The following is a 24461-nucleotide window of genomic DNA, read 5'->3' on the forward strand; positions in this document are numbered from 1 at the left end:
CAGCCTTGGCATGCCCTGCTCCGTGTCACGAAGCAGGGCGGGAGGTTACATGTGGGCGTCGTTCAAGGCCGCACCAATTTCTTTGTAATAACGGATGGCGCCGGGGTGGATTTGCGTGGTGATATTGCTGAGCATTTCAACAGAAACGCCTGCCCACCATGCAGCCTCTCCCGCCATATCAGCCTTAGTTTCCCAGTAGGTTTTGGTCAGAAGATACGCGGTATCATCGTCCATTTTTGACGTGGTGTAGGCCACTACCGGAAGCGACGTGGTCGTGATGTCCTCGGCTTGCCCTGCATAGGTGCCCGCTGGAATCGTCAGCTCTGTCCGTTTGGTCTGGGCGATTTGATCCGGGTTCAGCGACATGACTGTGACGCCGGTTGAAGCCGCGGCTTCGATCACATTGGGCGCAGGGTAGGAACCTGCTGTCACAAACCCGTCGATTTGCCCGTTCTTGAGCGCATTTACAGCGTTGGACAATTCTGAATCAGCCACGGTTACTTTGCCCTCAAGACCAAAGAGACCCAGGTATTTTGCGCCCTCGCGCGCGCCAAAGGACCCGCTGCCCAACAGGATCGTCTTGCCTTCCATATCCGCGAAGCTTTTGACGCCGCTGGCCTCTGACATCACAAAATGCATGGTCAGGGATGGAATGGGGAACAATGCGCGAATGTCGTTAAACGACGGATCGGATTTACCCTCGAACATGGCTTTGCCGCCCTGTGCCAGGCCGATGAGAGCAGGCGGCGTCGTGAATACGTAATCCCCGCCACGTGCGCGCACTTCCATAACGTTTTGAACAGAGCCCTGGCTTTCTTCGACGGTCACAGACACATCACCGCCGGTGCCGGATTTCATCGCTTCGGCGAATTGAACCGCCATCTGGAAATAGGACGAACCGGCCTTGGCTGATTTATAGGTGACACGCGTTTCCGCGCTTGCCGCCGTTCCAAGCGCGATGGCGGTTGCGGCAATGGCGCCGATAGTTTTGAAAAATGTCATTTAACTTCTCCCTGAATTCTGGGTGAACCCTCTCCTTTTGTGACGCAAAGCGCAAGAATGCTTCTGCGCCTGAATGTTCGAACTTTAACCACGGAAAAGACATCACACATGGCTGCTTCATGGGGCAGGGACGCAACCATTCTGCGGCGGCACATTCGCATCGCATTCATTTTGAAAACTGAGGGCGGCTATGTATTGTCAAAATACTCGGCATGAGACAGGTGAACAGCTTTGATGGTCTGTTCAATACGCGACAGATGCGTTCTGAGCGCCTCTGCGCTACTGTCTGGATCACCGCATGACAAGGCTTTGAATATCTGACGGTGGTCCGTCACCAGCTTTGACATTTCATCACGACGTTTGAGGCTTAAGACGCAAATGCGATCCACTTTTGCTTTGTTTTCCAAAACAAAATCAAAGGCGGAGTGTTTCTGAGCCATTTGGGCTATCAACGCATGGAACTCTTGATCAAGTCGATGAAAGGCCCCTCGGTCATCGTCTTTTGAGGCCAAGGCCTGGTGATCCAGATTTGTCAAAAAACGCGGGCTGAATTCATCGTCCCAACGGCGCGCGGCGACACGGATGATTTCTAACTCAACAGACAGGCGGATGAACCGCGCGGTTTGAATGTCGGATATGGAGAATTTGCGCACCAATGTCGCGCGTTGTGGCTGGATCAGTAACAGGTTCATATTGCCGAGGCGGTTGAAGGCGTCTCTGACCGGTTGGCGGGACAGGCTAAATTGCCCCGCCACATCTGCCTCAGATATCTTTGCACCCGGGAGCAACTTGAGGGTGATGATCTGCTCATAGAGCGCATCAAAAACCATATCCGCGCTGGTTCGCCGCGCGAGTGTTTCCGGGGTTATCCTCATATGATCTCGTTTTGCATTTGCTCGAAATCCTGCGAGGTACCGGCCGCATCCAAGTCCGCAATGGACCTGGTCGCATAAAAGCGCGTACAACGCGCAGCTCTCACATGCCACAAAGGGGTCGTCATCGCGCCAACCATCCGCCATCTACATTCAGCACAGCACCGTTTACATAATCCGACGCAGGTGCAGATAAAAAAACGGCGCTCTGGGCGATGTCTTCGGGATTTCCCCAGCGCCCTGCCGGGATGCGTTCCAAAATCGCGGTATTGCGTTCAGGGTTGTTGCGCAGCGCTTCGGTATTGTTTGTGCTGACATAGCCGGGCGCGATTGCGTTCACGTTGATGCCCTTGGCTGCCCACTCATTGCACAGTGCCTTGGTCAAGCCCGCGACCCCGTGTTTAGACGCGGTATAAGAGGGGACCCTGATCCCGCCCTGAAAGGACAGCAGTGAGGCGATGTTCACGATTTTTCCGTGAACCTCGCGTTGCATAACAGCCTTGGCAAAGGCCTGTGATGTGAGGAAAACCGCCTTGAGATTGATGTCCATCACGTCATCCCAGTCGCTTTCCGACATATCCACACTGTCCGCACGGCGAATGATGCCCGCATTGTTGATCAAAATGTCGACATGGTGCTCTGTGAACACGTCCCGCGCCGCGTGTGGATCCGCGAAGTCAAGTGTGAGTTCCTCCGCGCGATCAATACTGACCACGGTCTGCGCGCAAGAAGATCGCCCGGCGCAGATAACATGTGCGCCCGCCTGTCCCAAAGCCACGGCAATCGCCTGTCCGATGCCGGTGTTGGCGCCGGTCACCAGCGCCTTTTTCCCGTCCAGTGAAAAAGCACTCACCGCAAATCCTCCATCGCAACCATATCCATGTCGCGAAAGTCCACGTTGTCCCCCGCCATCGCCCAACAAAACGAATAGCTTCCCGTGCCGCAGCCGCTGTGTATGGACCAAGGCGGCGAGACCACGGCGTCTTCGTTTTTCATGATGATGTGCCGGGTTTCGTCGGGTTTTCCCATAAAGTGAAAAACGCGGTTTTCCGCCGCCATATCAAAATAGAAATAGGCCTCCATGCGACGATCATGCGTATGCGCAGGCATCGTGTTCCAGACCGAACCGCCCTGAAACATCGTGTAGCCCATGACCAGCTGACAGCTTTCCATGACCTCAGGGTGAATGAACTGATAGATCGTGCGTTGGTTGGCTGTTTCTGCCGCCCCTAGGTTGACCTGTCCGGCTTCGTCAAATTTGATGCGCCGCGCGGGAAACGTTTTATGCGCGGGCGTGCTGACCACGTAATAGCGACCGCCGCGCCCAAATGTGATTGGGCCTGCGCCCCTACCAAGGTAGAGCACGTCACCGCGATCAAGCTGATGTGCGTCCTGAGCGGCTGACACCACCGCGGTCTCGCCAATGTTCAGAATGCCAATTTCACGCCGATCCAGGATCGAGGCGGTGCCGCATTCGGCGACCTCATCAAGGATCAGATCGGTCGTGTCCGGTAAAATGCCGCCGATGATCATTCGGTCATAATGTGTATAGAGGAGCCTCACTTCACCGTCGCAAAACATGCCGTCAAAGTGAAAGTTCTCGCGCAGCATGGCCGTGTCCATCTGGCGTGTCTCGGTTGGGCTTGCAGCATAGAGGGATCGGACGCTCAGCATAAATGGGACCCTTTCAAAGAAAATCGTCGCGGCGCGGAGTGAAACAATCAATGAGCTCACCCGGTTCGAGGCAAACGCAACCATGTCGGGCGTTGGATGGGATGACAAAGCTGTCCCCGGGACCTACCTCGAAGTCCTTGCCGTCCATGGTGAACCGGAATCTGCCCGATTTCACGTATGTGGACTGAACATGCGGGTGATTGTGAAGTTTGCCTTCCGCGCCTTGCGCCGCAAAACGAAACGAAACAACCATGAGGTTTTCATGGTCCGCAATCACCTGCCGGGTGACGCCGGGATCGGTTGCGACAACTGGGAAATGGATCATTGATGGGTCCTGTCTTGTTTCTTTATCCGTGCGGTGAAGCCTCTGCTAGGGCCATTTTTGCGAATTTGGTATGGTAGTATCCCAGATTATTGTGCTTTACAACGGTCACTTCTGTGGGGTGTTGTCTCGAGACATTGATCAGCTATACAAGGTCCCGCCCAACGCCTGATATTGAATTTGCGGATATGGGAACGGATCAGTGTTTCGATTGCAAAATACACTTGGTTGCAGCCCATGCGGTGCGGCATTTAAACCAACATGAAGCACTGCAGACCCGCGCCTGACCGATCTGTGATGCAACGTCTTCTGTAAACATTTGTGCCGTCGTCGTGCTTTGATCAGGCGTTGAGATGAACCCAATTCAGGTTATTCCATTCATTGGCAGGGACACCCGCCCCATCTGGGCAAGGGTCAGTCCGATTTCTTCTGTAACCAACTGCCAGTATTGTGCCAGCCCGGCTTCGCCACCGGCTGCAATGGAAAACTGCAATGCGCGGCCAAAAAATACGTAGCTGGCGCCCATGACGTAAGCTTTGACGACGTCTTCACCGGACCTGATACCGGTATCATAAAATAACGGATATTTATCGCCCAAAACCGCTCGGATGCGTTGTAATGCCAGGATCGGAGGGGGCGCAGAATCCAATTGGCGACCGCCATGGCTGGAAACCTGGATGGCATCGACGCCTTCGGCTTTCAGGCGTTGGGCATCTTCGACATCAGTGACGCCTTTCGCGACCAGATTGCCGTCCCAACTGTCGCGCAGTTCTTTCAGGAAATCCCAGTCGGCGAGGGCGCGGCTTTCTGTTCGGTCAAAGGTAAACCCGTCCTGTTGAAAATTTGCAAGATCCGGCGCACCAGCCAGCAGGCTGGAAATGGACCATCGGGGATGCAGGGCAAAGTCGACGAATTGCATCGGGCCAATCCGAAATGGCATTTTGAAACCACGGCGTAATTCACGGGGTCTGCGTCCGACTTCGGGGACATCAAGTGTCATCACGAGTGTTCGATATCCGGCGGACTTGGCGCGTTGCACCAGCTTTTTGGTGCCGCTCCCATCACCACTGAAGTATAGTTGGAACCAGGCGTGGCCTTCGGCGACCTCGATAATCCGTTCCATGGTGGTTGAGGCAACGGTCGAAACCCCATGAGGTACTTGATATTTCGCGGCCATACGCGCCAGCATCAGATCCGCGCCGGGCCCGGAAAGATTGCACATGCCCATCGGAGAAATCCCAAAGGGAGACAACCCCGCATGATCAAAAACAGGAACGCTAAGGTCCCGGTTTTTAACATTGACCAACACACGTGGTTGCAACTCAATGTCACGCAGGGCGGCAAGATTGCGTGCTTCTGCAACGCCTTCACCTGCCGCCCCATCGATATAGTCAAACACCATCCATGGCAGACGCCGTTGCGCAATGCGCCGGGCGTCCGCGTAAGAGTAGATGGCGCGTGCGCTCAAAGTGATTACGCCTGAACCGACTTCATGAAGCGGTCGCGGATCACAACAGGATCCATTGTGATCACTGGCAATTTGATATTACCGCTGTCACATTTCACCACGATGACGGTCATCTTTTTACTGTCGATCGCCGCTTGCAAAACTTCGCCGGTGTCAACGTCCTTGCAGGTTACGACATTTTCGCATCCGCAGGCTGCAGCGACGGCTTCGAGCTTGGTTTTCTTGCCCGCATAGGTCGGTTGATCGCCCGTGGAGCCATAAGAGCCGTTGTCGATGATCATCAGGATGTAGTTATCCGCCACGTTATTCGCGATCGTCGGCAGGGTGCCAAGGTTGGTCAGAACCGAGCCATCGCCATCAATGGAGATCACCGTTTTGTCTTGGGCCAGCGCCAAGCCAAGGCCGATGGAAGAAGACAAACCCATGGTACCCAACATGTAGAAGTTGGAGGGTTGATCATCAATCATGTGCAGCTCCTGGCTGGGCAGACCGATGTTACAGACGACCAGTTGGTCACGGAGGATGGGCGCGATTTCGCGCAGGATTTCAGAACGGATCATTGGTCGCCGTAGCCTCCCCAGAAGGACGCATCCGTCAGGATCGCCACAGGTTTGTTGCACATGAAGGTGTATTTCAGGATCGCATCCAGCTCTTCCGCATCAGACTCTTTGTGGAAATGATACGTCGGGATCAGCATTTGCTGCAGCAACGCTTTCGTGTGCACGGCCATTTCAACCTGACAGGCCACAGGCTCGCGCAACTCGCCGCGATATGAGATCAGCATCGGCAGAGGCATCCGGTAGTATTGCGTCAAGGTGGCCAAGGTATTGATCGTGACCCCGATGGCCGTGTTCTGCATGATGATGGCAGGGCGTTTGCCACCCATGAAGGCACCGGCACACAGGCCCATCCCTTCGTCTTCCTTGTTGGAGGGGATGTGGAAAATCTCTTCGCGCGCTTCGACCTCGTCAATGACTCCGGCCAGCTGCTTGCAGGGCACTGTGGTAATGAAATTGACGCCATTGGCGACGAAATCATCCACAATCTTAGTGCTGATGGACACGTGTGTACTCCTCGTGTGCGTGAAATTTGTGGTGTTGTATCTGATGTTATCGGATCACATAGACCGAGCAGGGCGCATGACGCACCACGCGGGAGGATGTCGAACCAAGGAAATAATCGCTCAGACCCGGTTTGTGCGATCCGATGATGATGCAATCTGCACCGATTTTTTCGGCATAATCTGTGATCGTCCGCCCGGCGGGCCCATGGAGCATAACCGGTTCGACATCTGATGTCCCGACCAGCCGTTCGGCCAGTTTGGCTTTGGCGGCATCGAATGCCTGTTGGACTGCGGTTTCCGGCATAAACGCATTTACCGAACTGCTGGGTGTTTCATGTACATGCAGCGCAAGGATCTCACCGTCATCGCCCCGTAAATGGCGCGCCATGTCGAGCGCCTCTTTGCTGATGCCGTGATCCAAGGCCAGCGAAACGATGATCTTCTTATGCATGTTGTGTCCTCTGCTATCTGTGTCAATTTGCGGTTTGGCTAGTTTGCCGGTCCCGCGTGTTCGGGGGTCAGAATTATTTTGGGCGCCGCGACCGCACCAGCACGGATATCCTTGAAAGCAGCTTGCCCTTCCGCCAGAGGGCGCTCTTCAATCCAATCCAACGGGCCTAGGCCGCCATTGAATATTGCTGCTGCAGTTGCTGCGAAATCTGCTGCGGTATAGGTGTAAGTCCCGATAAAGGTGATCTCCTGCAAAGTCAGGCGGCGTACGTCAATGCCGCCGGTCCCTTCGCCAAGACCAATATGGGCAATCACGCCTCCCGCGCGGGCCAAGGCGCTACAGGTCGCGCGTGTCGCTGCGTAACCCACACCGTCAATCACGAAATCAACCGACCCGTCCTCCGGCATGGCGTCCTCGTCAGGCCCACAAACCTCAAACCCGGCGACATCAGCCAAGGTGGAACGGCGTAACTCGTTGGGCTCGACTACCGTGATGTCGCGGGCACCCTGCGCGGCCAGTGACAATGCAGCCCCGACACCAATTGCACCGCCACCGATCACGGCACATCGCATTTGTGACATGTCCCCGCCCAGCACCGATCTGCCCAACCGCACGGCGTGCCATCCACAGGCAATGGGCTCTGCGAGGGCGGCACGTGAAAGCGGAACATTGTCAGGGACGGTGATGAGATTGCGCAATGGCATGGCCACGTATTCAGCAAATGCGCCCTCGCGGGGTTGCATCGAAATGATCTGGCGATTGGGGCAAAGGTTTTCGCGTTTCGTGCGGCAATAATCACAGGTTTGACAAGCCACCAGCGGATTTATGGTAACCCGCCGGCCGTCGTCTGGTCCGCCTGAAACAATGCCTGCCGCTTCGTGTCCGAGCGTCAACGGGGAGGGGCGGCGCGCATCGTGTCCGAGATAAGCATGCATGTCAGATCCGCAGATCCCCGACGCGAGGACACGCACCAGTGCTTCGCCTGCGCTGGGTTGTGGCATTGGACGGTCCATGTAGGTCAGAACCTCGACGTCGGTATAGACAAGTGCTTTCATTTGGCCGTAAAGCCTCCATCTACAAAAAGGGTCTGGCCCGTCACATAGTCGGACGCTTTGGAGCAGAAAAACATCAGCGGGCCGTCCAGATCAGCGGGTTCGCCGTTGCGTCCGATGCAGGTTTGATCAGCGTTGCGCTGCGCCATCACCGGATCGGCAAAAACCGGGCCGGTCAGTTCGGTTCTGAAGAAACCTGGAGCAAGTGCATTCGCGGTAATGCCTTGCCCCGACCAAGCCTCCGCCATGGCACGGGTCATTTGCTCCACACCGCCCTTGGAGGCACCATAGCTGATGCCACCGGGAAAGGCGCGCCGCGACTGCAATGAGGCAAAATTGATCACGCGCCCCCAGCCGTTTGTTTTCATCGCGGGCGCCATGGCCTGTGCCAGAAAGAATGGCGCAGCGAGGTTCAGGTTCAGCGTCGCGTCCCACCCTTCGTCGGTCACGTCATCCGCGTTTTGACGGGTGTTGATCCCGGCTGCGTTGATCAGGATATGAATGTCACCAAAGGGGATTGCGGCCTCACGCGCCACATCGCGCAGGCTGCTTCGGTCAGTCAGGTCCGCGGTCAGACACGCGGTTTCACCGGGCGTATCTTTGCTCCATTGTGCCAACTCTTCGCCACGACGCGCCAGCCCGACCACGCGGGCGCCCGATCCGGCCAAAAGACTGGCAGCTTGACGACCCAAGCCACTGCTGGCGCCGGTCACGCAAGCATTTAGTCCTGATATATCGAAGAGTTGCGACATGTTTTTAATCTATCGCTGAAAGATCAAAGTTTTCATGAGGGAAGTATTTATGAAGCCGCGCATCCGCTGATCGGGCATGGCCTTCCATGCCTTCGAGACGCGAAATACGCGCGGTCGCTTCTGCCACTGGCCTGGCACCATCTCGCGTGGCGCGCTGCCATGTCACGATCTTCATGTATTTATGAACGGACAAACCACCGGTGTATTTCGCAGATTGTGAAGTGGGCAGAACATGGTTGGTGCCAGAGGCCTTGTCACCAAAGGCCACGGTGGTTTCTTCGCCCAAAAACAATGACCCATAACACTGCAAGCGGTCGAGCCACCAAGGCAGATCTGCGGCCTGAACAGTGAGGTGCTCAGGCGCGTAATCATCCGAACAGGCCGCCATCTCTTCGCGATCCGCACAGACGATAACTTCGGCATAGTCGCGCCATGCGGCTTCGGCGTTGGTGCGGTTCAACTCTGGCAAATCCGCGATAAGACCGGGCACGATTTCCATCACTTTTTCCGCCAAATCGCGGCTGTCCGTCACCAGCCAGACCGGCGAGTTGTAGCCATGCTCCGCCTGACCCACGAGGTCGGTCGCGGCTATGAAAGGATCCGCGTCTTTGTCTGCCAAAATCAGACTGTCGGTGGGGCCTGCAATCATATCGATGCCCACGCGACCAAACAGAATGCGTTTGGCTTCGGCGACAAACTGATTGCCCGGGCCAACCAGAATATCGGCCTTGGGCAATCCAAAGAGACCAAAAGTCATGGCCGCAACGCCCTGCACCCCACCCATGGAAAGAATGTTGTTCGCGCCGCAAAGATCCGCAGCATAGACAATCGCCGGATTGATGCCAACGTCTGGACGTGGTGGGGAACAGGCAGTGATGTGTTGGCAACCGGCGACTTTCGCGGTCGTCACGGTCATGATCGCGCTGGCAATGTGGCTGTAGCGTCCGCCTGGAACATAACAGCCCGCAGCACGGCAGGGGATTGCTTTTTGACCGGCAATCAAACCCGGTACGATCTCCAATTCGACATCGCGCATCGTGGATTTTTGTGTTTCTGCAAACCGTCGAACGTTGTCATGTGCAAATGCAATGTCATCTTTGAGCTTTTGTGACACCAGACCAGAAGCTGCCGCGATTTCTTCTTCGCTCAGAAGGATACTGCCTTTGTAATTGTCGAACTTTTCGGCGTATTTCAGAGCGGCGGCATCACCGCCAGCTTCGATGTCGTTCAGAATGTTTTGAACTGTCTCACGCACGTCGCCTGCATCAGTCATCGCGGTCTTGGCAGCTTTTTTGAGATACTCACGGGCCATCTATTGGGTTCCTATTTGTGAAAATCGTGCCGAGGGCATTTCAAAAGATCGGACGCCGATATGAAGCGCGTTTCCAAATCAGTTTTGGACTTTGGGTAGTCACGCATTTCTGCATCCCCTCTAGCTTGGCTCCGGTCGCGTTTCCGCGGGGAAACATCACCAGATTTATGGTTGTGTAAGCGCTTACATGGATTCTTGCAAGGGCTTACATTTACCTCGTGTTAATTATCTAATACTTGCGTAACCTGCCATGTAACGTTCCATAAACCGCGCCATGGGGAGACCGATGAGCAAAACGACTGCCCCAACTCTCGAAGATGTCGCGCGCATGGCGGGCGTGTCGACGGCCAGCATTTCGCGTGCCCTCAACGATCCGGACAAGGTTTCCAAACCGACACGAGAGAGGATTGAGCAGGCGATCGAAGCGCTTGGATACACGCCCAATTTCGGGGGGCGTGCCCTGGCGTCAAGCCGCACAAACACGGTCGGGGCAATCATTCCCAGCATGGCAAATGCCATGTTCGCAAGCGGCCTGCAGGCCTTTCAGGAGGTGTTGTCGGAATCTGGAGTGAACCTTTTGGTGGCCAGCACCGGATATGATCCGCAAGAAGAAATGCGTCAGATCAAGTCACTGGTTGCGCATGGTGCCGATGGATTGTTGCTGATTGGCAGCGAAAGACCGCAAGCGACGCGTGATTTTCTCACCAAACGCCATCTGCCACATGTTGTCTCATGGTGTTTCAAGAAGGACCAAGATCAGCTTTTCGTTGGTTTTGACAATAGACGGGCCGCCTATAATGCAACTCTGCAGGTGCTTTCCAAAGGCCACAGGCTTCTCGCGATGATCTGCGGCATGCAGCAGGGTAATGATCGCGCGCAAGACCGTTTTGCCGGGGTTCAAGCGGCGATTTCTGATTTTGGACACGGCGCCGAATTGGTCTGGGTCGGCGAAGCCAAATACCGATTGGAATACGGCGGGGACGCTTTCGCAGAGATCATGTCCGCCAATATCCTCCCAACGGCGGTGATGTGCGGCAATGACGTTTTGGCCGCCGGTGCTCTGAAGCGTGCACGAGACCTTGGCATTGAGGTGCCGGGCTGCGTTTCGCTGGTCGGGTTTGACGATATCGGAGTGGCCAGCGTCGTCACACCTCCTCTTGCCACAGTGCGTGTGCCTCAGATTGAAATGGGGCGCGCTGCGGCGCGTGTCCTCTTGGCACTACTGGCCGGTGAAGCGGGATTGAAAAGTGTTGAATTGCCCACCGCGTTTATCGAACGCAATTCCTTGTCCTCGCCCCCTCGTTGATGCGAACGACAGCGCGTTGTTTTGCGGGCCGCCTGTTATTTGCTTTTACTTGACAACCGGGGCGATCCGCTTTTTTGAGGGGTCAAGAAAACCCCGAGGAGGACACCATAATGAGAACGCGCGCTGCTGTTGCTGTTGCTGCTGGGAAGCCACTTGAGATCATGGAGGTGGAGCTTGACGGTCCGCGCGCGGGCGAGGTTCTGGTTGAGATCAAGGCGACGGGTCTGTGTCACACGGATGAGTTTACGCGCTCGGGCGATGATCCTGAGGGGATCTTTCCGGCCATTCTGGGCCATGAGGGCGCGGGCGTGGTGATTGAGGTGGGCGAGGGCGTCACCAGCCTTGAGGTCGGCGATCATGTGATCCCGCTTTACACGCCGGAATGTCGCGAGTGTGACTATTGTCTGAACCCCAAAACCAACCTCTGCCAGAAGGTGCGCGCCACGCAAGGGCAGGGGCTTTTGCCGGATGGCTCGACGCGGTTTTCGATGCTGGATGGCACGCCGATCCACCACTACATGGGCTGTTCGACCTTCGCCAACCACACGGTTGTGCCGGAAATTGCGCTGGCGAAAGTGCGCAAGGACGCGCCGTTTGACAAGATTTGCTACATCGGCTGCGGCGTGACCACGGGCATCGGGGCGGTGATCAACACGGCCAAGGTCGAGATCGGCTCCACGGCGGCGGTTTTTGGTCTGGGCGGCATCGGTCTGAACGTGATCCAGGGGCTGCGGCTGGCGGGCGCGGATCAGATCATCGGCGTGGATCTGAACGACGACAAGGCGGAGATGGGCCGCCATTTCGGCATGACGGATTTCGTGAACCCCAGCAACGTCGACGGTGATCTGGTGGCGCATCTGGTCGAATTGTCGGGCGGGGGCTGTGATTATACCTTTGATGCGACGGGCAATGTGAATGTCATGCGCACCGCTCTGGAATGCGCGCATAAGGGCTGGGGCGAAAGCATCATCATCGGCGTGGCGCCTGCAGGGGCCGAGATTTCGACGCGCCCTTTCCAACTGGTGACAGGGCGCAGCTGGCGGGGGACGGCGTTTGGCGGCGCCAAGGGGCGCACGGATGTGCCGAAAATCGTGGACTGGTACATGGACGGCAAGATCGAGATCGACCCGATGATCACACACAAACTGACGCTGGATGAGATCAACCACGGCTTTGATCTGATGCACGAAGGCAAATCCATCCGCGCCGTGGTGGAGTTCTGAGAAAACATGGAATTGGTTTCGGGCTGCTGGATACACTGCTGGACTATTCCTCGGCGGCGCGTTCAAACGGCTGTGGCTTCCGTCCGGAGGTTACCAAAATGCGCGCTTTTTCTGCCATTGCGGAAAGCGTAAGAACCCGGAATTACGACCAGTAATAGTGGCCGATAGAAAATGGACCTTCTGGAATTCTAACTCTGAACAAGGGGTTTGCCAATCTGGGCGACTGTAAGTGGCGCAGAGTTCAAGATCGAGGCGACTTAAGGTATCCCGCTGTTGTAAGTGCTGCGCGACATGATCGATTTACCAGCGTGAATGATGGATTGGACATCGCATAACGCAGCGCCTTGTCGCTGAACCACGTTATGCGATTGCAAGGCCCAGCCCGGAAACAGCCCGTAGCGCATCCAGAATGCTGTCAATTCCCGTGTCGTGCCGCAGCGCTGCAAAGACAAACGGTCTGCCCGCGCGCATTTTCGTGGCATCCCTTTCCATGACGTCCAGTGAAGCGCCGACATGCGGGGCGAGGTCGGTTTTGTTTATGATCAGAATGTCGGATCGGGTGATCGCAGGACCGCCTTTGCGCGGAATTTCTTCACCCGCAGCCACGTCAATCACATAGAGCGTGACATCTGCCAGTTCCGGCGAGAAAGTTGCGCTCAGATTATCTCCGCCGCTTTCAATCAAAATCGCTTCGATCTCAGGGTGCCTGGTTTGCATTTCGGCCACTGCCGCGAGATTTATCGATGCATCCTCACGGATGGCGGTGTGGGGGCAGCCGCCCGTTTCAACGCCAATAATACGATCCTTGGGAAGTATTTGAAGGCGCATCAGTGCTTCGGCATCTTCTTGAGTGTAGATGTCATTGGTGATGACGCCGATGGAGTGGTGCACGCTCAAGGCGCGCGCCAAACAGGCCGTCAGTGTCGTTTTGCCAGCACCTACGGGGCCGCCGATGCCAATGCGAAGTGGACCGTTCAAACGTGTCATGTGCGAAATACCTTCGAGTATTGGGTTTCATGCTGCATTGCGACGATATCGCCTGCGAAACACTGGGAGCTGAGGTTGCTGAGAGGTTGTTTTATGGCCTCATCTGCGGTGGCCTGAATGATTGGAGCGAGCTTGGCCAGCAAGGTCTGGCCTTCCGTCTGACCCAATGGCACCAGACGGACAGCGGCGGAAATCAGATTGGCGGTGAATGCATGCAGATACATACGCGCTGTCAGATCACGCGGTATCTTTTGCAGGCATGCCGCATGCCCGACGGCGACCGGGTAGGTCAAGCTGCCCAGTTCGATGCCCCAGACGGCGTTGACGGTTCGGCAAAATGCCTGTCCCTGCTGATCGGTTTCCAGAAGCCTTTCTGCGCTCGTTGCAAAAGCGCGTGATGTTTCGTCGGCATGACCTATTACATTAGGTATGGTGCTATAAGCCGCTGATAATAATATAATATCAGATTTTCCACCTCCCAAGGTGATGAGATCGCTCAGCCACAGATCGAGATCATGGATGTTCGATATCATTCCTCTGTCAATGGCTGTTTCCAAGCCATGCGAATAAGCAAACGCGCCAACCGGGAATCCCGGCGACAGCCATTGCGTCAGCGTCATAACGGCATCAGTGGTCATGTGAATGGGTGTGTGTTGTCTCGGGTCCGTGTTGTGCGCCATGATCATGACCATGCGTACGGCCGTGCCCATAGGCACCCCCTTCCGGCGTAAAGGGTTCGGTAACCTCGTGGACATGCGCGCCAAGCTGCGCCAACATTTTTGCCATCACGTGGTTCTGCTGAATCAGCAGGCGCGTGTCCTCGATCTGGCAGGGCGTGTGACGGTTGCCAATGTGCCATGCAATACGATGCAGATCCCGCCCCGTGATCTCCAGCAATGGCTCAGGCGCCGCCGCAATGCCAATCAATATGCCATCGGTTGTTTCCAACGCGTCGCCATGGGTCAGTGACATTGTCTTGGGCAAATCAATCAACACATCCATGCCGCCTTGCGTTGAGAGCATTTTGCGACGCAGGAAACGGGCGTCGTAATCAAGGGTGACATAGTCTGTGGCCCCCTGCGCGTTTGGGACAATCTTTTGCGCTTTTGGTATCATTGCCGACCTCAAAACAGGAAATAGCGTTGCGCCATGGGCAGAACTTCGGCGGGTTGGCAGGTCAGCAATTCGCCATCCGCGCGGACCTCATATGTTTCGGGATTCACTTCAATCGCAGGCAGGGCATCGTTCAAGATCAGGTCCTTTTTCCCGATGTTGCGCGTGTTTTTGACTGCGATGACGTCTTTGTTCAAACCCAGCGTTTTGCCAACGCCAGCGGCCTCGGCAGCCGCACTGACGAAGGTCACCGCCGAACGCTCAACGGAACGGCCAAAGCTGCCAAACATAGGGCGTGTGTAAACGGGCTGCGGTGTCGGGATGGAGGCATTTGGATCGCCCATCTGCGCGCACACAATGGTGCCGGCCATCAGGACCATTTCAGGTTTCACGCCAAAAAATGCAGGGTTCCAGAGTACTAAATCGGCGCGTTTACCTTCTTCGATCGACCCAATTTCGTGGGAAATCCCATGTGCAATGGCCGGATTGATCGTGTATTTTGCGATGTATCGGCGCACGCGCAGGTTATCGTTCTCGCCAATTTCTTCCGGCAATCGACCGCGTTGCTTGCGCATTTTGTCTGCTGTCTGCCATGTGCGGATCAAAACTTCGCCGACGCGGCCCATCGCCTGACTGTCAGAGGCGATGATGGAAAACGCGCCCATGTCATGCAGGATATCTTCGGCAGCGATGGTTTCGCGCCGGATGCGGCTTTCGGCAAAGGCCACGTCTTCAGGGATGGATTTGTCCAGATGATGGCAAACCATCAACATATCCAGGTGTTCTTCGAGCGTGTTAACCGTGAAGGGGCGTGTTGGATTAGTTGAGGAGGGCAACACATTGGCATCGCCGCATATTTTGATGATGTCGGGCGCATGCCCACCACCCGCACCCTCTGTGTGAAAGGCGTGGATTGTGCGACCCTTCATTGCGGCCACGGTGTTTTCTACGAAGCCGCTTTCATTGAGCGTGTCGGTGTGGATCATCACCTGTACGTCCATGTCGTCGGCTACTGAGAGACAGCAATCAATTGCCGCTGGTGTCGTGCCCCAATCCTCATGCAATTTCAGCGCGCAAGCCCCGCCGGTCACCATTTCGACGAGGGCGTCGGGCTGGCTCGCGTTACCTTTGCCTGACACGCCGATGTTCATGGCAAAGCCGTCTACGGCCTGCAACATGCGACCAATGTGCCAAGGTCCGGGCGTACATGTCGTGGCCAGCGTCCCATGCGCCGGGCCCGTGCCGCCGCCCAGCATCGTGGTCACGCCGGAATGCAAAGCGTCATCGATCTGCTGTGGGCAGATGAAATGAATGTGGCTGTCAAACCCGCCTGCTGTCAGGATTTTTCCCTCACCTGCAATTGCTTCTGTGCCAGGACCTACGATAATATCAACGCCCGGTTGCGTGTCGGGATTGCCCGCCTTGCCGATCTTGTGGATACGTCCGTCTTTCAAGCCAACGTCCGCTTTATAGACGCCGGTGTGATCCACAATAAGCGCATTGGTGATGACCGTATCTACGGCCCCACCCGCGCGCGTCACTTGCGATTGCCCCATACCATCACGGATGACCTTGCCACCGCCGAATTTGACCTCTTCTCCATATGTGGTCAGATCGCGTTCGACTTCGATCACCAGATCCGTGTCGGCGAGCCTGACTTTGTCGCCGGTTGTGGGGCCGAACATGGCGGCATAGCTGCTGCGCGAAATCGTTGCGGGCATTGATGTCAGTCCTTTTTGAATTCGGGGTCAGTCGGCACTTGAAGAGCAGTTACCAGGCCGTTGGTTTGCATGGCCATTCCAATCACACTCAGGAGTTCACCATGCTGATCCGGTGTCATGCCTTTGGCCGTTGCCGCCACCGTGTGAGAATGCACGCAATATTCGCAGCCATTGGCCGTCGATACCGCGATGTATATCATTTCCTTGACCAGCGGATCGAGCGTCCCCGGTCCCATGACGACCTTCAAGCGATCCCAAGTTGCCGCCAGAAGTGCGGGATCATTGGCCAGCGCGCGCCAGAAATTATTGATGAAATCCGTGCCGCGTGTCGCCCGGATGTCGTCGAAAACGGCCAGCACCTCTGTGCTGGCCAATTCATCTGATATGAGCGCAACAGTCGCCATCACACCATCGCAAAGATGCGTGCGGGCCCGCCTGTGCCTCCGGCATGATTGGGCGCCCCCACCACCAGCGTGGCGCCTGCGGCAGGGACCTGATCGAGACCGGCAAGGTTTTCGATGCCATAACGACCCTCAGGCAACCAGGCGTAATGCGTGGCAAAGTCGGGTGAGGGACCATGATCCAGCGACAGCGTGTCTACGGCCATTGCTGCGGCTGTGGTTTCTTCCAGCAACATCTGCGTGGCCTCAATGTGGAAACCGGGGAAATGCTTTACCCCATCCGCGTCGTTCCCGACGTAATCCGGGCTCGCGGTCTTGCCCGCCCAACCGGAATGCATAGCGATACAGGCCTTGTCCGGGATGGCGCCATTGGCCGCGATCCAGGCTTTGAGATCATCCGGTGTAACTTGGGCGTCCGCGTTTTCAGCGGCCTTCGCGGCGATGTCGATCACGCAGAGCGGCACCACCAGGTCACTGACCGGGATTTCATCTACGGAAGTGCCATCTGCCGAGAAGTGCAGCGGCGCATCCACATGGGTCGCGGTATGCTCATTGATGCTGAGGTTCATCAGGTTGAAGCCGTGTTCAGAAAAGTTGAATTGCTGTTCCATCGAAATGCCGGGTACGCCAAAAAATGTCGGAAATTCCGGGCTCAATTTATGCGTCATGTCGAAAACACCGCCGTGTCCTGCAGCCAGAGCCGGAGGAGCCGATGCCATTGTGCCCAGTGTCGCCGCCGCACCGACCGCAGCACTTGCGCGGAAAAAGTCACGCCGCGACAGCATGCGCTCCTTTACCGAATTGATCACACAGATATCACACATGGTCTTTCCTCCTCCAAGGGGCGGGCAATCAGAGATCGCCCATAACGTGTTGGTTGAACCCAAAGACACGGCGTGCACCACCAAGCGGTATCAATTGCACTTCGCGCCGTTGGCCCGGCTCAAAGCGTACAGCCGTACCCGCCGCGATATCAAGCCGGGTGCCCCTTGCGGCGGCGCGATCAAACTCCAATGCGGGGTTGCTCTCGGCAAAGTGATAGTGGCTGCCCACCTGGACCGGGCGATCGCCTGTATTGGCGACCATGAGCGTGATGGCCTCAGAACCCGCGTTTAGGGTGATGTCGCCTGATGCGACCATAATTTCTCCAGGGATCATCTGGTTCTCCTAGCGGATTGGGTTGTGAACGGTGACGAGTTTTGTGCCATCCGGAAAGGTCGCCTCGACCTGCACATCGTGGATCATCTCGGGCACACCCTGCATACATTGATCGCGGGAAATGATTTCAGCGCCCGCCTGCATCATATCGGCGACTGAGCGTCCGTCGCGCGCACCTTCCACAACAGCATCCGTGATCAGGGCAATTGCCTCTGGATAGTTCAGCTTGACGCCGCGCGCCAAACGTTTGCGTGCAACCTCGGCGGCCATGGCAACCAGCAGTTTATCTTTCTCGCGCGGGGTCAGCTGCATCGTCTATAGTCTCCAGCTCTTTGGAAGTTGGTTGTGGGTCAATCGATCAAGTATCGGTACCAGATTTTTGCGCAAGGCAAAGCCGTCCTGAGCCAGAAGCCGCGCCACCAAGACGCCAGGACGCAGCAAACTGACGCCGCCCATAGGGCCGATCATGTCGCGCAAAGGAGCGATTTGGCCGTCTGCCTCGGGAGCGATGAATACGAGGCTCGCCATAGCACGCGCACCCCCGGCCACTGCGGGGCGGTCGAGTTGAGACGCCGCATCGCCGCTCAAGGCAACACCATCCCGATAGATAATGTCGCCTGTTTGTCGGATGCTGATCTGGTCGTGAAATTCAATGTTGTGGACGTCTTCGCCCATGGCGCGTCTGCCAAAGAGTACAGGTTCAACCATCATAAAACGGGCGTCGGGGGCGATGTCGACCTCAAGGCTGCGAGAGAGCGCGCATCCGTCATACAAAATGGTTTCTTGCGGCAACCAGTTCAGCCGCGCGTCATCCCGCACGCTCAGACGCGTGTTCAGCCGTCCGGTCTGGGATTGCTGTGCGCGATATGCGCGTTCTGCCGCCTGCGTAGTCAGCGTCAGTTCAGAGCCGGTCCCCGCACTGGCCGAAACGGCAAAGTCATCCCCCCCGGTGATCCCGCCTGCAGTGTTGATGAGGATTGCCTCCAACGGCCCCGATGTGCGTGGGAACAATACCTTGAGAGCGCCTGACTGATGCAGACCATCGATATACGAGGCACCCGACCGTTTCTTACTGGAAACCATCGCCGACCCTATGGCGCGGGGTTGATCCTGCAATGTCGGGGTCTGCATCAACACGTCGATGGGCCTTTGGGTTTCAGATTCAGTTCTGCACGGTCACATGATGCGTCTGGATTGGCCAGAGGTGCGCGCAGGATAGGGGATGTCGCTCCGAATTTTGCCTATAAAATGGGCAGATCGCCTCTAAAAATGTCGTCGCCTCGGTTGATAGGGTGAAACCCAAGAGCAGCAAGCGCCGACCTAAGGTCCCAAAATCAGTTCCGGTCTCTCTGGGCCGTGGTCAAGACGCCAGATATGGTCGGCCATCGCTTGAGGATAGGCCTTGGTGACCAGCGGGTCATGTCCGGGAACAATCAGTGTGGGCGCCGTCGCCAGTTTTTGCAAAGTGTCAAAGCCGTCCAGCATGTTTTGAAGATCAACAACAATCGGGAAGGGTTTGCGCGCAAACAGGTTTTCATAATAGTGCGCAGCGTCTGATGCCAGTACCAACCAGCCCGCATCCGTGCGTACGCGCACGGCCTGCAACCCCCTGGAATGGCCCCCGATGCAGTGAACTGTCACGCCTTCCGCAACTTCGCTGTCCCCGTCATGAAACACGACTTGACCGGAATACAGTCGCGTGACCGCTTCGCAGATATGCCCGGCGGTAAAGGGCATCCGTAACGTGTCATGACACATGCACGGGCCCGTGGCATAGGCCATTTCCGCCGTTTGCATGTGCAGTTTTGCATTGGGAAACAGATGCAGACCGCCCGCGTGATCATAGTGCAGATGTGTCACGATCACGCAGGTGATGTCCTCAGGCTTCAAGCCCAGCGGCGCGAGTGAGGCTGCCGGGTCCTGCCGGATGGGACGATCACGCAGGTGCGCTTCGGGGGCATCATACCCGGTGTCCACCAGTATGATTTCGCTGTCACGCCGCAATACCCACATGAAGTAATCCATAGGATGCAGCGCGGCATGATCATCATCAAAAATGAAACTGTCGCGGCGCGTACGATTATTGCGATCCGCGTATTTGACGGCAAAGACTTCCCAATCGCTCATTGGATCACCTGTTGATAGGTTCTCACCGATTTCTCTGCGATCATGGGGGCACTTGCCGCATCGAAGGTCTTGAAATGCACGGCCCCTAAATGCGCCTCGAACGCGGCTTGGTCTTCATAAAGTTCGTAGAGAAACACCTCATTGGGACGCGCAGGGTCGGTGGCGATGTCAAATTGATGGCATCCCGGTTCATTGCTGCGTGATGTCGCCGCATTCTGTTCCATCAATGGCATGAACGCTGCCAGGCAGTCTGGTTTGATTGAAAAGGTGACGACGACGGCGAACATGGTTTTCCTGACTTGTAGTTGCAACATGAATTACGTATTAAATAATGCATACATTAATGTGCCAAACCGTGTCATCTTCTAAATGACGCGAACCGGTGAGGCAGTTCAACGAATACTAAGGGATGCCAGGATCAATGAAAGACAATTTCGATATTGCCGTTTTTAACGGCGACGGAATCGGACCCGAAATTATGGCCCCGACGGTAAGTATCTTGCGCAATCTCGCGGTCGCTGGCGGGTATCAACTCTCCTTTGCGGAGTGTGATGCTGGCGCTGCGCATTACGCGCGAACGGGTGACTCCTTGCCCGCAGCTTCCATGGAGACGGCGCGCAAATCAGATGCGATTTTGTTGTCCGCCATGGGTTTGCCGTCTGTGCGCTATGAGGATGGCACGGAGATTTCACCGCAGATTGATCTGCGCAAAGCATTGAATCTTTTCGCCGGTGTGCGCCCGGTGCGCATTTTTCCAGGTCAGAGAACGCCCCTGAAAATGCCCGAAGGGCGCGAGGTGGATTTTGTCCTGATCCGCGAGAGCACCGAAGGGCTTTTTCACACGCAGGGCTGCGGCGAGGTTTCCGAGAACGAAGCGCGTGAGACGCTCTTGATCACTCGCGAAACGTCAGAGTTGCTGTTTGAGTTCGCCTTCAACCTTGCACGCGAACGCAAGGCGACCGGGCGGGGTAAGGGGCTTGTGACCTGCGTTGATAAGGCAAATGTGTTTCGTGCATTTGCTTTTTTTCGCGAGATTTTTGATGCTGAGGCCGCGAAAAACCCGGATCTCAAAAGCGATCACGCCTATGTTGATGCAACCGCTTTGTGGTTTGTGCAAAAGCCGTGGGATTTTGATGTGCTGGTGACGGAAAACATGTTTGGCGATATTCTCTCGGATCTGGGTGCCGGGCTGATGGGCGGCCTTGGGGTTGCTCCTTCAGCGGATATTGGTTTGGAGCACGCGGTGTTCCAGCCCTGCCATGGCTCGGCGCCTGATATCGCCGGGCAAGGCATAGCAAATCCGCTGGCGATGATCCTGTCGGGTGCCATGATGTTGGAATGGCTTGGCCTGCGCAAAGGGCATGCGATAATGGCCGCTGACGGTGTTCGATTGCGAGCCGCCACGGAGGCCGTGATCGCCGAGGGGAAGGTGTTGACCGGTGATCTGGGCGGGTCAGCGACAACAGATGAAGCCGCAAAGGCCGTGACAGCGGCATTGAGCACAAGCTGATGGCGACCTCCCCTTTGCGCGTTGCCTGTGTGGGGGCCGGCTATTTCAGCCAATTCCATTATGACGCCTGGGCGCGCATTCCGGAGGTGAACTGTGTGGGCTCTGCGGATCACAATGTTGCAGCAGCACAAGCCACAGGAGCCCCGGCCTTCGCTGATGTGTTCGAAATGCTGGAAGTGACCGCTCCGGATATTCTCGACATTATCCTTCCCCCAACCGCGCATGGCGAGACGGTGCAGGCGGCTTTGGATACCGGTGTCAAAACTATTATCTGCCAAAAACCGTTTTGTGTGGACTTGCAGGAGGCGTCATCGCTTGCGGCTCTGGCTGAAAACAATGGTGCGCGGCTGGTGATCCATGAGAACTTTCGGTTCATGCCATGGTACCGCGCGATCAAAGCAGAAATTGATGACGGTCGCATTGGCACGCCGTTGCAGGCCAGTTTCCGGTTGCGTCCGGGTGACGGGCAGGGACCAAAGGCCTATCTGGACCGGCAACCCTACTTTCAGCAGATGCCAAAATTCTTGATCCATGAAACCGGGGTGCATTGGGTTGATACGTTTCGTTTCCTGTTTGGCAATCCCACGGCGGTCTATGCCGATCTGCGCCAGATTAATCCTGCGATAAAGGGCGAAGACGCCGGTTTCGTGATTTTTGATCATCCCGGCGGCGTGCGCGCGTTGTTTGATGGAAACCGACATTGTGATCACCTGGCTGACAATCAACGCCGCACCATGGGCGAGGCATTCTTTGAGGGCACGGCGGGCATTTTGACTTTGATGGGCGATGGGAGTGTCAGTTTTCGCGCGCATGCCAGCATGGTGCAGGAACAGATATTACCACCCGATACATCAAAAGGATTTGGCGGAGATTGTGTTTATCATCTGCAAAGCCATGTGGTGCGGGCTTTGCGGGGTGACGGTGTGCTGGAAAACGAGGCGGAAGACTATCTGGAGGTGATCCGGATTAAGGATGCGATTTACCAATCTGCACAATCAGGGCGAAAAGTTACTCTTCTTTGAAAACTGGCAATATGTGCGTCAGATAGCCACCGGATCACGCTTGCGGTTGATCTCGCGGATCACACTGTAAACTGTCGCCAGAGAGGTTTTCGCGTTGCCCGAAGACGCCGCATTTTCGATGGTCATGCTAAAACGCCCGGCCGGGCTTTCTACGGTATAGCGGTGCTGATTTCCGGTTGCGGCGGGATCTGCCACAAGCTCCACGCGGGTTTCATCAAATCCGGCCCCCGCGAGAGCCAGCGTCGCCGCGACATTGGCGTTTTTCGGATAGGACATCGCCGCGTCACGCGCGTTGCCTTCGAAAAACGCATGGGCCTCGCGCAGATTGAGGAGATCGCAAGCTGTTTCCGCGGGCGTGCCGGCCCAGGCTGCGGGAGGTTTAGTGCCGCGATAAGTAACGTTTACGGGGCCTGCGAGAGCGAGAGCGGACAGAAGGTCAATGCCACCGATTGCGCCTGACGGCAGGATCAATTGGGCGCGACCCTCGGCGGCGGATTGGCGCAGTCCACGCGATATTGCGGGATCTGCCATCACCCCGATGGAGACCAGAACAATGTCGTATCCTGCGCCCAGAACGCGGGGCGCGAAATCGACCACCGCCTGATGTCCCGCGCATTCGACGAACAGGTCTGGCGCGTCTTGCAAAATGTCCTCAATGTCATCGGTCACCCTGACCAGATCACTGGCGGCCTTAAGCGCTGCGTCGTCCTGTGTGAATGCCACCGCTTCGGGCCGCACCAGGATAGAAAGCTTTTCGACGGGGCGCTGTGCAAGCCAGGCAACCAGCGATTGCGCGATATTGCCGTATCCAATGAGTGCCAAATGCATGCCCGGTCTCCGCTTTGATGGGAACCTATGTGATAGCGGAGATTGACAGGGTGTACGATGGTTTTGACAGGCTGTTGTTTTCAGTGTGTTTCGCGACCGCCTGAATAGCCATTTTAATATCTGGTGATATGGCACATAGTGAAACATCAGGAAGTCTATCGGGCTGGACTGATCAGAATGGGGATGAATTAAATGTCGCAGACAGTGGCCGTCATTGGTTTGGGATCGATGGGATACGGGATCGCGGCTTCGGCTTTGCGAGCGGGACACAAGACGCACGGGTTTGATGTCAATGCGGCGCGCGTTGCGGATTTCCTTGCGGAGGGTGGTGCGCCAGGAGCTCTGGATGTGATCGCTGGCGATCTTGATGCGGTGATTGTGGTTGTGCTCAACGCGGCCCAGACCGAAGAGGTGCTTTTTGGGGCCGAGGCTCTCGTGCCACAGCTGAAACCAGGTGCTGTTGTCTTGGCCTGTGCGACTGTGCCGCCAGAGGTCGCACGCAGCCTCGCGTCCCGGGCGCAGGAGCATGATGTACTCTATATTGACGGGCCAATTTCCGGTGGCGCGGTCAAAGCGGCATCAGGTCAGTTGTCCGTCATGGCGTCCGGCAGTGAAGCCGCATTTGTCGCCGCGCGCCCCGTGTTGGACGCCATTGCCGAGACCGTGTTCGAGTTGGGCGATGAAGTAGGTGCGGGTTCAGCGATGAAAGCGGTGAACCAATTGCTCGCTGGGGTTCATATCGCAACCATGGCGGAGGCCCTGACCTTTGGCATGACCCAAGGGGTCAGCCCGGATAAATTTGTTGAAGTGATCAGCAAATGCGCGGGCACAAGTTGGATGCTGGAAAACCGCGCGCCGCATATTGTTGAGGGTGACTACACACCGCATAGCGCCGTGAACATCTGGCTCAAGGATCTGGGGATCGTTCTGGACATAGCCAAAACCGATAAGTTCAGCGCGCCGATCACAGCAGCGGCCTTGCAGCAGTTTGTTGCGGCGGCCGGGCAGGGGTTGGGCGGCGAAGATGATGCTGCGGTCGCCAAGGTCTATGCCCGCAACGCCGGTTTGAAATTGCCTGGCGCCGAATAATCTCCAAA

The 24461-nt window shown here is 56.3% G+C and carries 29 protein-coding genes; 5 read left to right on the forward strand and 24 right to left on the reverse strand.

Annotated features, from left to right (window positions below; translation table 11 throughout):
* Positions 1 to 45 precede the first annotated feature (45 nt).
* From R8G34_20715 to hisD, 12 genes are all read right to left on the reverse strand, one after another.
* Positions 46 to 1002, reverse strand: coding sequence for a TAXI family TRAP transporter solute-binding subunit (locus R8G34_20715; GenBank protein MDW3225275.1), 957 nt, complete (start codon positions 1000 to 1002; stop codon positions 46 to 48).
* Between the two features lie 188 nt (positions 1003 to 1190).
* The gene (locus R8G34_20720) at positions 1191 to 1877 is read right to left on the reverse strand and encodes a GntR family transcriptional regulator (protein MDW3225276.1); all 687 of its coding nucleotides are present in this window, start codon (positions 1875 to 1877) and stop codon (positions 1191 to 1193) included.
* A gap of 121 nt (positions 1878 to 1998) precedes the next feature.
* Complete coding sequence (gene kduD, locus R8G34_20725; protein MDW3225277.1) at positions 1999 to 2727, reverse strand: 2-dehydro-3-deoxy-D-gluconate 5-dehydrogenase KduD; 729 nt, start codon at positions 2725 to 2727, stop codon at positions 1999 to 2001.
* Positions 2724 to 3548: a 5-dehydro-4-deoxy-D-glucuronate isomerase gene (gene kduI / locus R8G34_20730; protein MDW3225278.1), complete on the reverse strand. Its 825-nt coding sequence runs from the start codon at positions 3546 to 3548 to the stop codon at positions 2724 to 2726. Before kduI ends, kduD begins: the two co-directional genes overlap by 4 nt.
* A gap of 13 nt (positions 3549 to 3561) precedes the next feature.
* A complete protein-coding gene (locus tag R8G34_20735; protein MDW3225279.1) occupies positions 3562 to 3873 on the reverse strand; it encodes a cupin domain-containing protein in 312 nt (103 codons plus the stop codon).
* Between the two features lie 361 nt (positions 3874 to 4234).
* Positions 4235 to 5338 carry an alpha-hydroxy acid oxidase gene (locus tag R8G34_20740; protein MDW3225280.1) on the reverse strand — a complete coding sequence of 368 codons (1104 nt, stop codon included), beginning with the start codon at positions 5336 to 5338 and terminating at the stop codon, positions 4235 to 4237.
* A gap of 5 nt (positions 5339 to 5343) precedes the next feature.
* On the reverse strand, positions 5344 to 5898 hold the full coding sequence (gene comE / locus R8G34_20745) for a sulfopyruvate decarboxylase subunit beta (protein ID MDW3225281.1): 555 nt from the start codon (positions 5896 to 5898) through the stop codon (positions 5344 to 5346).
* The gene (comD, locus tag R8G34_20750) at positions 5895 to 6401 is read right to left on the reverse strand and encodes a sulfopyruvate decarboxylase subunit alpha (protein MDW3225282.1); all 507 of its coding nucleotides are present in this window, start codon (positions 6399 to 6401) and stop codon (positions 5895 to 5897) included. The genes comE and comD overlap by 4 nt, the downstream gene beginning before the upstream one ends.
* A gap of 46 nt (positions 6402 to 6447) precedes the next feature.
* Complete coding sequence (locus tag R8G34_20755) at positions 6448 to 6852, reverse strand: universal stress protein (protein ID MDW3225283.1); 405 nt, start codon at positions 6850 to 6852, stop codon at positions 6448 to 6450.
* 38 nt (positions 6853 to 6890) lie between these two features.
* Positions 6891 to 7907, reverse strand: coding sequence for an alcohol dehydrogenase catalytic domain-containing protein (locus R8G34_20760; protein ID MDW3225284.1), 1017 nt, complete (start codon positions 7905 to 7907; stop codon positions 6891 to 6893).
* Positions 7904 to 8656 carry an SDR family oxidoreductase gene (locus R8G34_20765; protein MDW3225285.1) on the reverse strand — a complete coding sequence of 251 codons (753 nt, stop codon included), beginning with the start codon at positions 8654 to 8656 and terminating at the stop codon, positions 7904 to 7906. Before R8G34_20765 ends, R8G34_20760 begins: the two co-directional genes overlap by 4 nt.
* A gap of 4 nt (positions 8657 to 8660) precedes the next feature.
* Positions 8661 to 9968: a histidinol dehydrogenase gene (gene hisD, locus R8G34_20770; GenBank protein MDW3225286.1), complete on the reverse strand. Its 1308-nt coding sequence runs from the start codon at positions 9966 to 9968 to the stop codon at positions 8661 to 8663.
* A 286-nt stretch (positions 9969 to 10254) separates the two neighbouring features.
* On the opposite strand from hisD, the gene R8G34_20775 reads away from it, so the two are divergent.
* Both R8G34_20775 and R8G34_20780 read left to right on the forward strand, forming a co-directional pair.
* Entirely contained in the window at positions 10255 to 11274 is a 1020-nt protein-coding gene (locus tag R8G34_20775) for a LacI family DNA-binding transcriptional regulator (GenBank protein MDW3225287.1), read from the forward strand.
* Positions 11275 to 11384: 110 nt separating this feature from the next.
* A complete protein-coding gene (locus tag R8G34_20780) occupies positions 11385 to 12497 on the forward strand; it encodes an S-(hydroxymethyl)glutathione dehydrogenase/class III alcohol dehydrogenase (protein ID MDW3225288.1) in 1113 nt (370 codons plus the stop codon).
* Positions 12498 to 12857: 360 nt separating this feature from the next.
* Here R8G34_20780 and ureG read toward each other — a convergent pair whose 3' ends face one another.
* The 11 genes from ureG to R8G34_20835 all read right to left on the reverse strand — a co-directional run bounded on the left by ureG (position 12858) and on the right by R8G34_20835 (position 20291).
* Positions 12858 to 13484: an urease accessory protein UreG gene (gene ureG / locus R8G34_20785; GenBank protein ID MDW3225289.1), complete on the reverse strand. Its 627-nt coding sequence runs from the start codon at positions 13482 to 13484 to the stop codon at positions 12858 to 12860.
* Positions 13481 to 14194, reverse strand: coding sequence for an urease accessory UreF family protein (locus R8G34_20790; GenBank protein ID MDW3225290.1), 714 nt, complete (start codon positions 14192 to 14194; stop codon positions 13481 to 13483). The genes ureG and R8G34_20790 overlap by 4 nt, the downstream gene beginning before the upstream one ends.
* Positions 14112 to 14600 (reverse strand): urease accessory protein UreE, encoded by a 489-nt coding sequence (locus R8G34_20795; GenBank protein MDW3225291.1) that lies wholly within the window; start codon positions 14598 to 14600, stop codon positions 14112 to 14114. Before R8G34_20795 ends, R8G34_20790 begins: the two co-directional genes overlap by 83 nt.
* Before the next feature lie 8 nt (positions 14601 to 14608).
* On the reverse strand, positions 14609 to 16318 hold the full coding sequence (ureC, locus tag R8G34_20800; protein MDW3225292.1) for an urease subunit alpha: 1710 nt from the start codon (positions 16316 to 16318) through the stop codon (positions 14609 to 14611).
* A gap of 5 nt (positions 16319 to 16323) precedes the next feature.
* A complete protein-coding gene (locus tag R8G34_20805) occupies positions 16324 to 16722 on the reverse strand; it encodes a carboxymuconolactone decarboxylase family protein (GenBank protein ID MDW3225293.1) in 399 nt (132 codons plus the stop codon).
* Positions 16722 to 17543, reverse strand: a complete 822-nt coding sequence (locus R8G34_20810) for a cyclase family protein (protein MDW3225294.1) — start codon at positions 17541 to 17543, stop codon at positions 16722 to 16724. The genes R8G34_20805 and R8G34_20810 overlap by 1 nt, the downstream gene beginning before the upstream one ends.
* A 28-nt stretch (positions 17544 to 17571) precedes the next feature.
* Positions 17572 to 17877, reverse strand: a complete 306-nt coding sequence (locus R8G34_20815) for an urease subunit beta (protein MDW3225295.1) — start codon at positions 17875 to 17877, stop codon at positions 17572 to 17574.
* Positions 17878 to 17886: 9 nt separating this feature from the next.
* Complete coding sequence (locus tag R8G34_20820) at positions 17887 to 18189, reverse strand: urease subunit gamma (GenBank protein ID MDW3225296.1); 303 nt, start codon at positions 18187 to 18189, stop codon at positions 17887 to 17889.
* Positions 18190 to 18192: 3 nt separating this feature from the next.
* A complete protein-coding gene (locus tag R8G34_20825; GenBank protein MDW3225297.1) occupies positions 18193 to 19008 on the reverse strand; it encodes an urease accessory protein UreD in 816 nt (271 codons plus the stop codon).
* Between the two features lie 189 nt (positions 19009 to 19197).
* Positions 19198 to 20004, reverse strand: coding sequence for an N-acyl homoserine lactonase family protein (locus R8G34_20830; GenBank protein ID MDW3225298.1), 807 nt, complete (start codon positions 20002 to 20004; stop codon positions 19198 to 19200).
* The gene (locus R8G34_20835; protein MDW3225299.1) at positions 20001 to 20291 is read right to left on the reverse strand and encodes a putative quinol monooxygenase; all 291 of its coding nucleotides are present in this window, start codon (positions 20289 to 20291) and stop codon (positions 20001 to 20003) included. Before R8G34_20835 ends, R8G34_20830 begins: the two co-directional genes overlap by 4 nt.
* Positions 20292 to 20425: 134 nt before the next feature.
* On the opposite strand from R8G34_20835, the gene R8G34_20840 reads away from it, so the two are divergent.
* Both R8G34_20840 and R8G34_20845 read left to right on the forward strand, forming a co-directional pair.
* Complete coding sequence (locus R8G34_20840; GenBank protein MDW3225300.1) at positions 20426 to 21514, forward strand: isocitrate/isopropylmalate family dehydrogenase; 1089 nt, start codon at positions 20426 to 20428, stop codon at positions 21512 to 21514.
* The gene (locus R8G34_20845; protein MDW3225301.1) at positions 21514 to 22536 is read left to right on the forward strand and encodes a Gfo/Idh/MocA family oxidoreductase; all 1023 of its coding nucleotides are present in this window, start codon (positions 21514 to 21516) and stop codon (positions 22534 to 22536) included. The genes R8G34_20840 and R8G34_20845 overlap by 1 nt, the downstream gene beginning before the upstream one ends.
* 18 nt (positions 22537 to 22554) lie before the next feature.
* Here R8G34_20845 and R8G34_20850 read toward each other — a convergent pair whose 3' ends face one another.
* On the reverse strand, positions 22555 to 23364 hold the full coding sequence (locus R8G34_20850; GenBank protein ID MDW3225302.1) for an aspartate dehydrogenase: 810 nt from the start codon (positions 23362 to 23364) through the stop codon (positions 22555 to 22557).
* A 192-nt stretch (positions 23365 to 23556) separates the two neighbouring features.
* Between R8G34_20850 and ltnD the strand changes: the two genes are divergently transcribed.
* Positions 23557 to 24453 (forward strand): L-threonate dehydrogenase, encoded by an 897-nt coding sequence (gene ltnD / locus R8G34_20855; GenBank protein ID MDW3225303.1) that lies wholly within the window; start codon positions 23557 to 23559, stop codon positions 24451 to 24453.
* Positions 24454 to 24461: the final 8 nt, after the last annotated feature.

Source organism: Paracoccaceae bacterium, from assembly GCA_033344815.1.
Lineage (GTDB): Bacteria > Pseudomonadota > Alphaproteobacteria > Rhodobacterales > Rhodobacteraceae > Roseobacter.

Excerpts from the sequence above, each read along its gene's own strand:
- R8G34_20760 (MDW3225284.1), bottom strand. The coding sequence starts at position 7,907 with ATGAAAGCACTTGTCTATACCGACGTCGAGGTTCTGACCTACATGGAC.
- kduI (MDW3225278.1), bottom strand. The coding sequence starts at position 3,548 with ATGCTGAGCGTCCGATCCCTCTATGCTGCAAGCCCAACCGAGACACGC.
- R8G34_20840 (MDW3225300.1), top strand. The coding sequence starts at position 20,426 with ATGAAAGACAATTTCGATATTGCCGTTTTTAACGGCGACGGAATCGGA.
- R8G34_20720 (MDW3225276.1), bottom strand. The coding sequence starts at position 1,877 with ATGAGGATAACCCCGGAAACACTCGCGCGGCGAACCAGCGCGGATATG.
- R8G34_20830 (MDW3225298.1), bottom strand. The coding sequence starts at position 20,004 with ATGAGCGATTGGGAAGTCTTTGCCGTCAAATACGCGGATCGCAATAAT.
- R8G34_20845 (MDW3225301.1), top strand. The coding sequence starts at position 21,514 with ATGGCGACCTCCCCTTTGCGCGTTGCCTGTGTGGGGGCCGGCTATTTC.
- R8G34_20825 (MDW3225297.1), bottom strand. The coding sequence starts at position 19,008 with ATGCAGACCCCGACATTGCAGGATCAACCCCGCGCCATAGGGTCGGCG.
- R8G34_20775 (MDW3225287.1), top strand. The coding sequence starts at position 10,255 with ATGAGCAAAACGACTGCCCCAACTCTCGAAGATGTCGCGCGCATGGCG.
- ureC (MDW3225292.1), bottom strand. The coding sequence starts at position 16,318 with ATGCCCGCAACGATTTCGCGCAGCAGCTATGCCGCCATGTTCGGCCCC.
- hisD (MDW3225286.1), bottom strand. The coding sequence starts at position 9,968 with ATGGCCCGTGAGTATCTCAAAAAAGCTGCCAAGACCGCGATGACTGAT.
- ltnD (MDW3225303.1), top strand. The coding sequence starts at position 23,557 with ATGTCGCAGACAGTGGCCGTCATTGGTTTGGGATCGATGGGATACGGG.
- R8G34_20795 (MDW3225291.1), bottom strand. The coding sequence starts at position 14,600 with ATGATACCAAAAGCGCAAAAGATTGTCCCAAACGCGCAGGGGGCCACA.
- R8G34_20735 (MDW3225279.1), bottom strand. The coding sequence starts at position 3,873 with ATGATCCATTTCCCAGTTGTCGCAACCGATCCCGGCGTCACCCGGCAG.
- ureG (MDW3225289.1), bottom strand. The coding sequence starts at position 13,484 with ATGACACGTTTGAACGGTCCACTTCGCATTGGCATCGGCGGCCCCGTA.
- R8G34_20810 (MDW3225294.1), bottom strand. The coding sequence starts at position 17,543 with ATGTGTGATATCTGTGTGATCAATTCGGTAAAGGAGCGCATGCTGTCG.
- R8G34_20850 (MDW3225302.1), bottom strand. The coding sequence starts at position 23,364 with ATGCATTTGGCACTCATTGGATACGGCAATATCGCGCAATCGCTGGTT.
- comE (MDW3225281.1), bottom strand. The coding sequence starts at position 5,898 with ATGATCCGTTCTGAAATCCTGCGCGAAATCGCGCCCATCCTCCGTGAC.
- R8G34_20755 (MDW3225283.1), bottom strand. The coding sequence starts at position 6,852 with ATGCATAAGAAGATCATCGTTTCGCTGGCCTTGGATCACGGCATCAGC.
- R8G34_20765 (MDW3225285.1), bottom strand. The coding sequence starts at position 8,656 with ATGTCGCAACTCTTCGATATATCAGGACTAAATGCTTGCGTGACCGGC.
- R8G34_20815 (MDW3225295.1), bottom strand. The coding sequence starts at position 17,877 with ATGATCCCTGGAGAAATTATGGTCGCATCAGGCGACATCACCCTAAAC.
- R8G34_20790 (MDW3225290.1), bottom strand. The coding sequence starts at position 14,194 with ATGGGCACGGCCGTACGCATGGTCATGATCATGGCGCACAACACGGAC.
- R8G34_20835 (MDW3225299.1), bottom strand. The coding sequence starts at position 20,291 with ATGTTCGCCGTCGTCGTCACCTTTTCAATCAAACCAGACTGCCTGGCA.
- R8G34_20715 (MDW3225275.1), bottom strand. The coding sequence starts at position 1,002 with ATGACATTTTTCAAAACTATCGGCGCCATTGCCGCAACCGCCATCGCG.
- R8G34_20780 (MDW3225288.1), top strand. The coding sequence starts at position 11,385 with ATGAGAACGCGCGCTGCTGTTGCTGTTGCTGCTGGGAAGCCACTTGAG.
- R8G34_20805 (MDW3225293.1), bottom strand. The coding sequence starts at position 16,722 with ATGGCGACTGTTGCGCTCATATCAGATGAATTGGCCAGCACAGAGGTG.
- R8G34_20820 (MDW3225296.1), bottom strand. The coding sequence starts at position 18,189 with ATGCAGCTGACCCCGCGCGAGAAAGATAAACTGCTGGTTGCCATGGCC.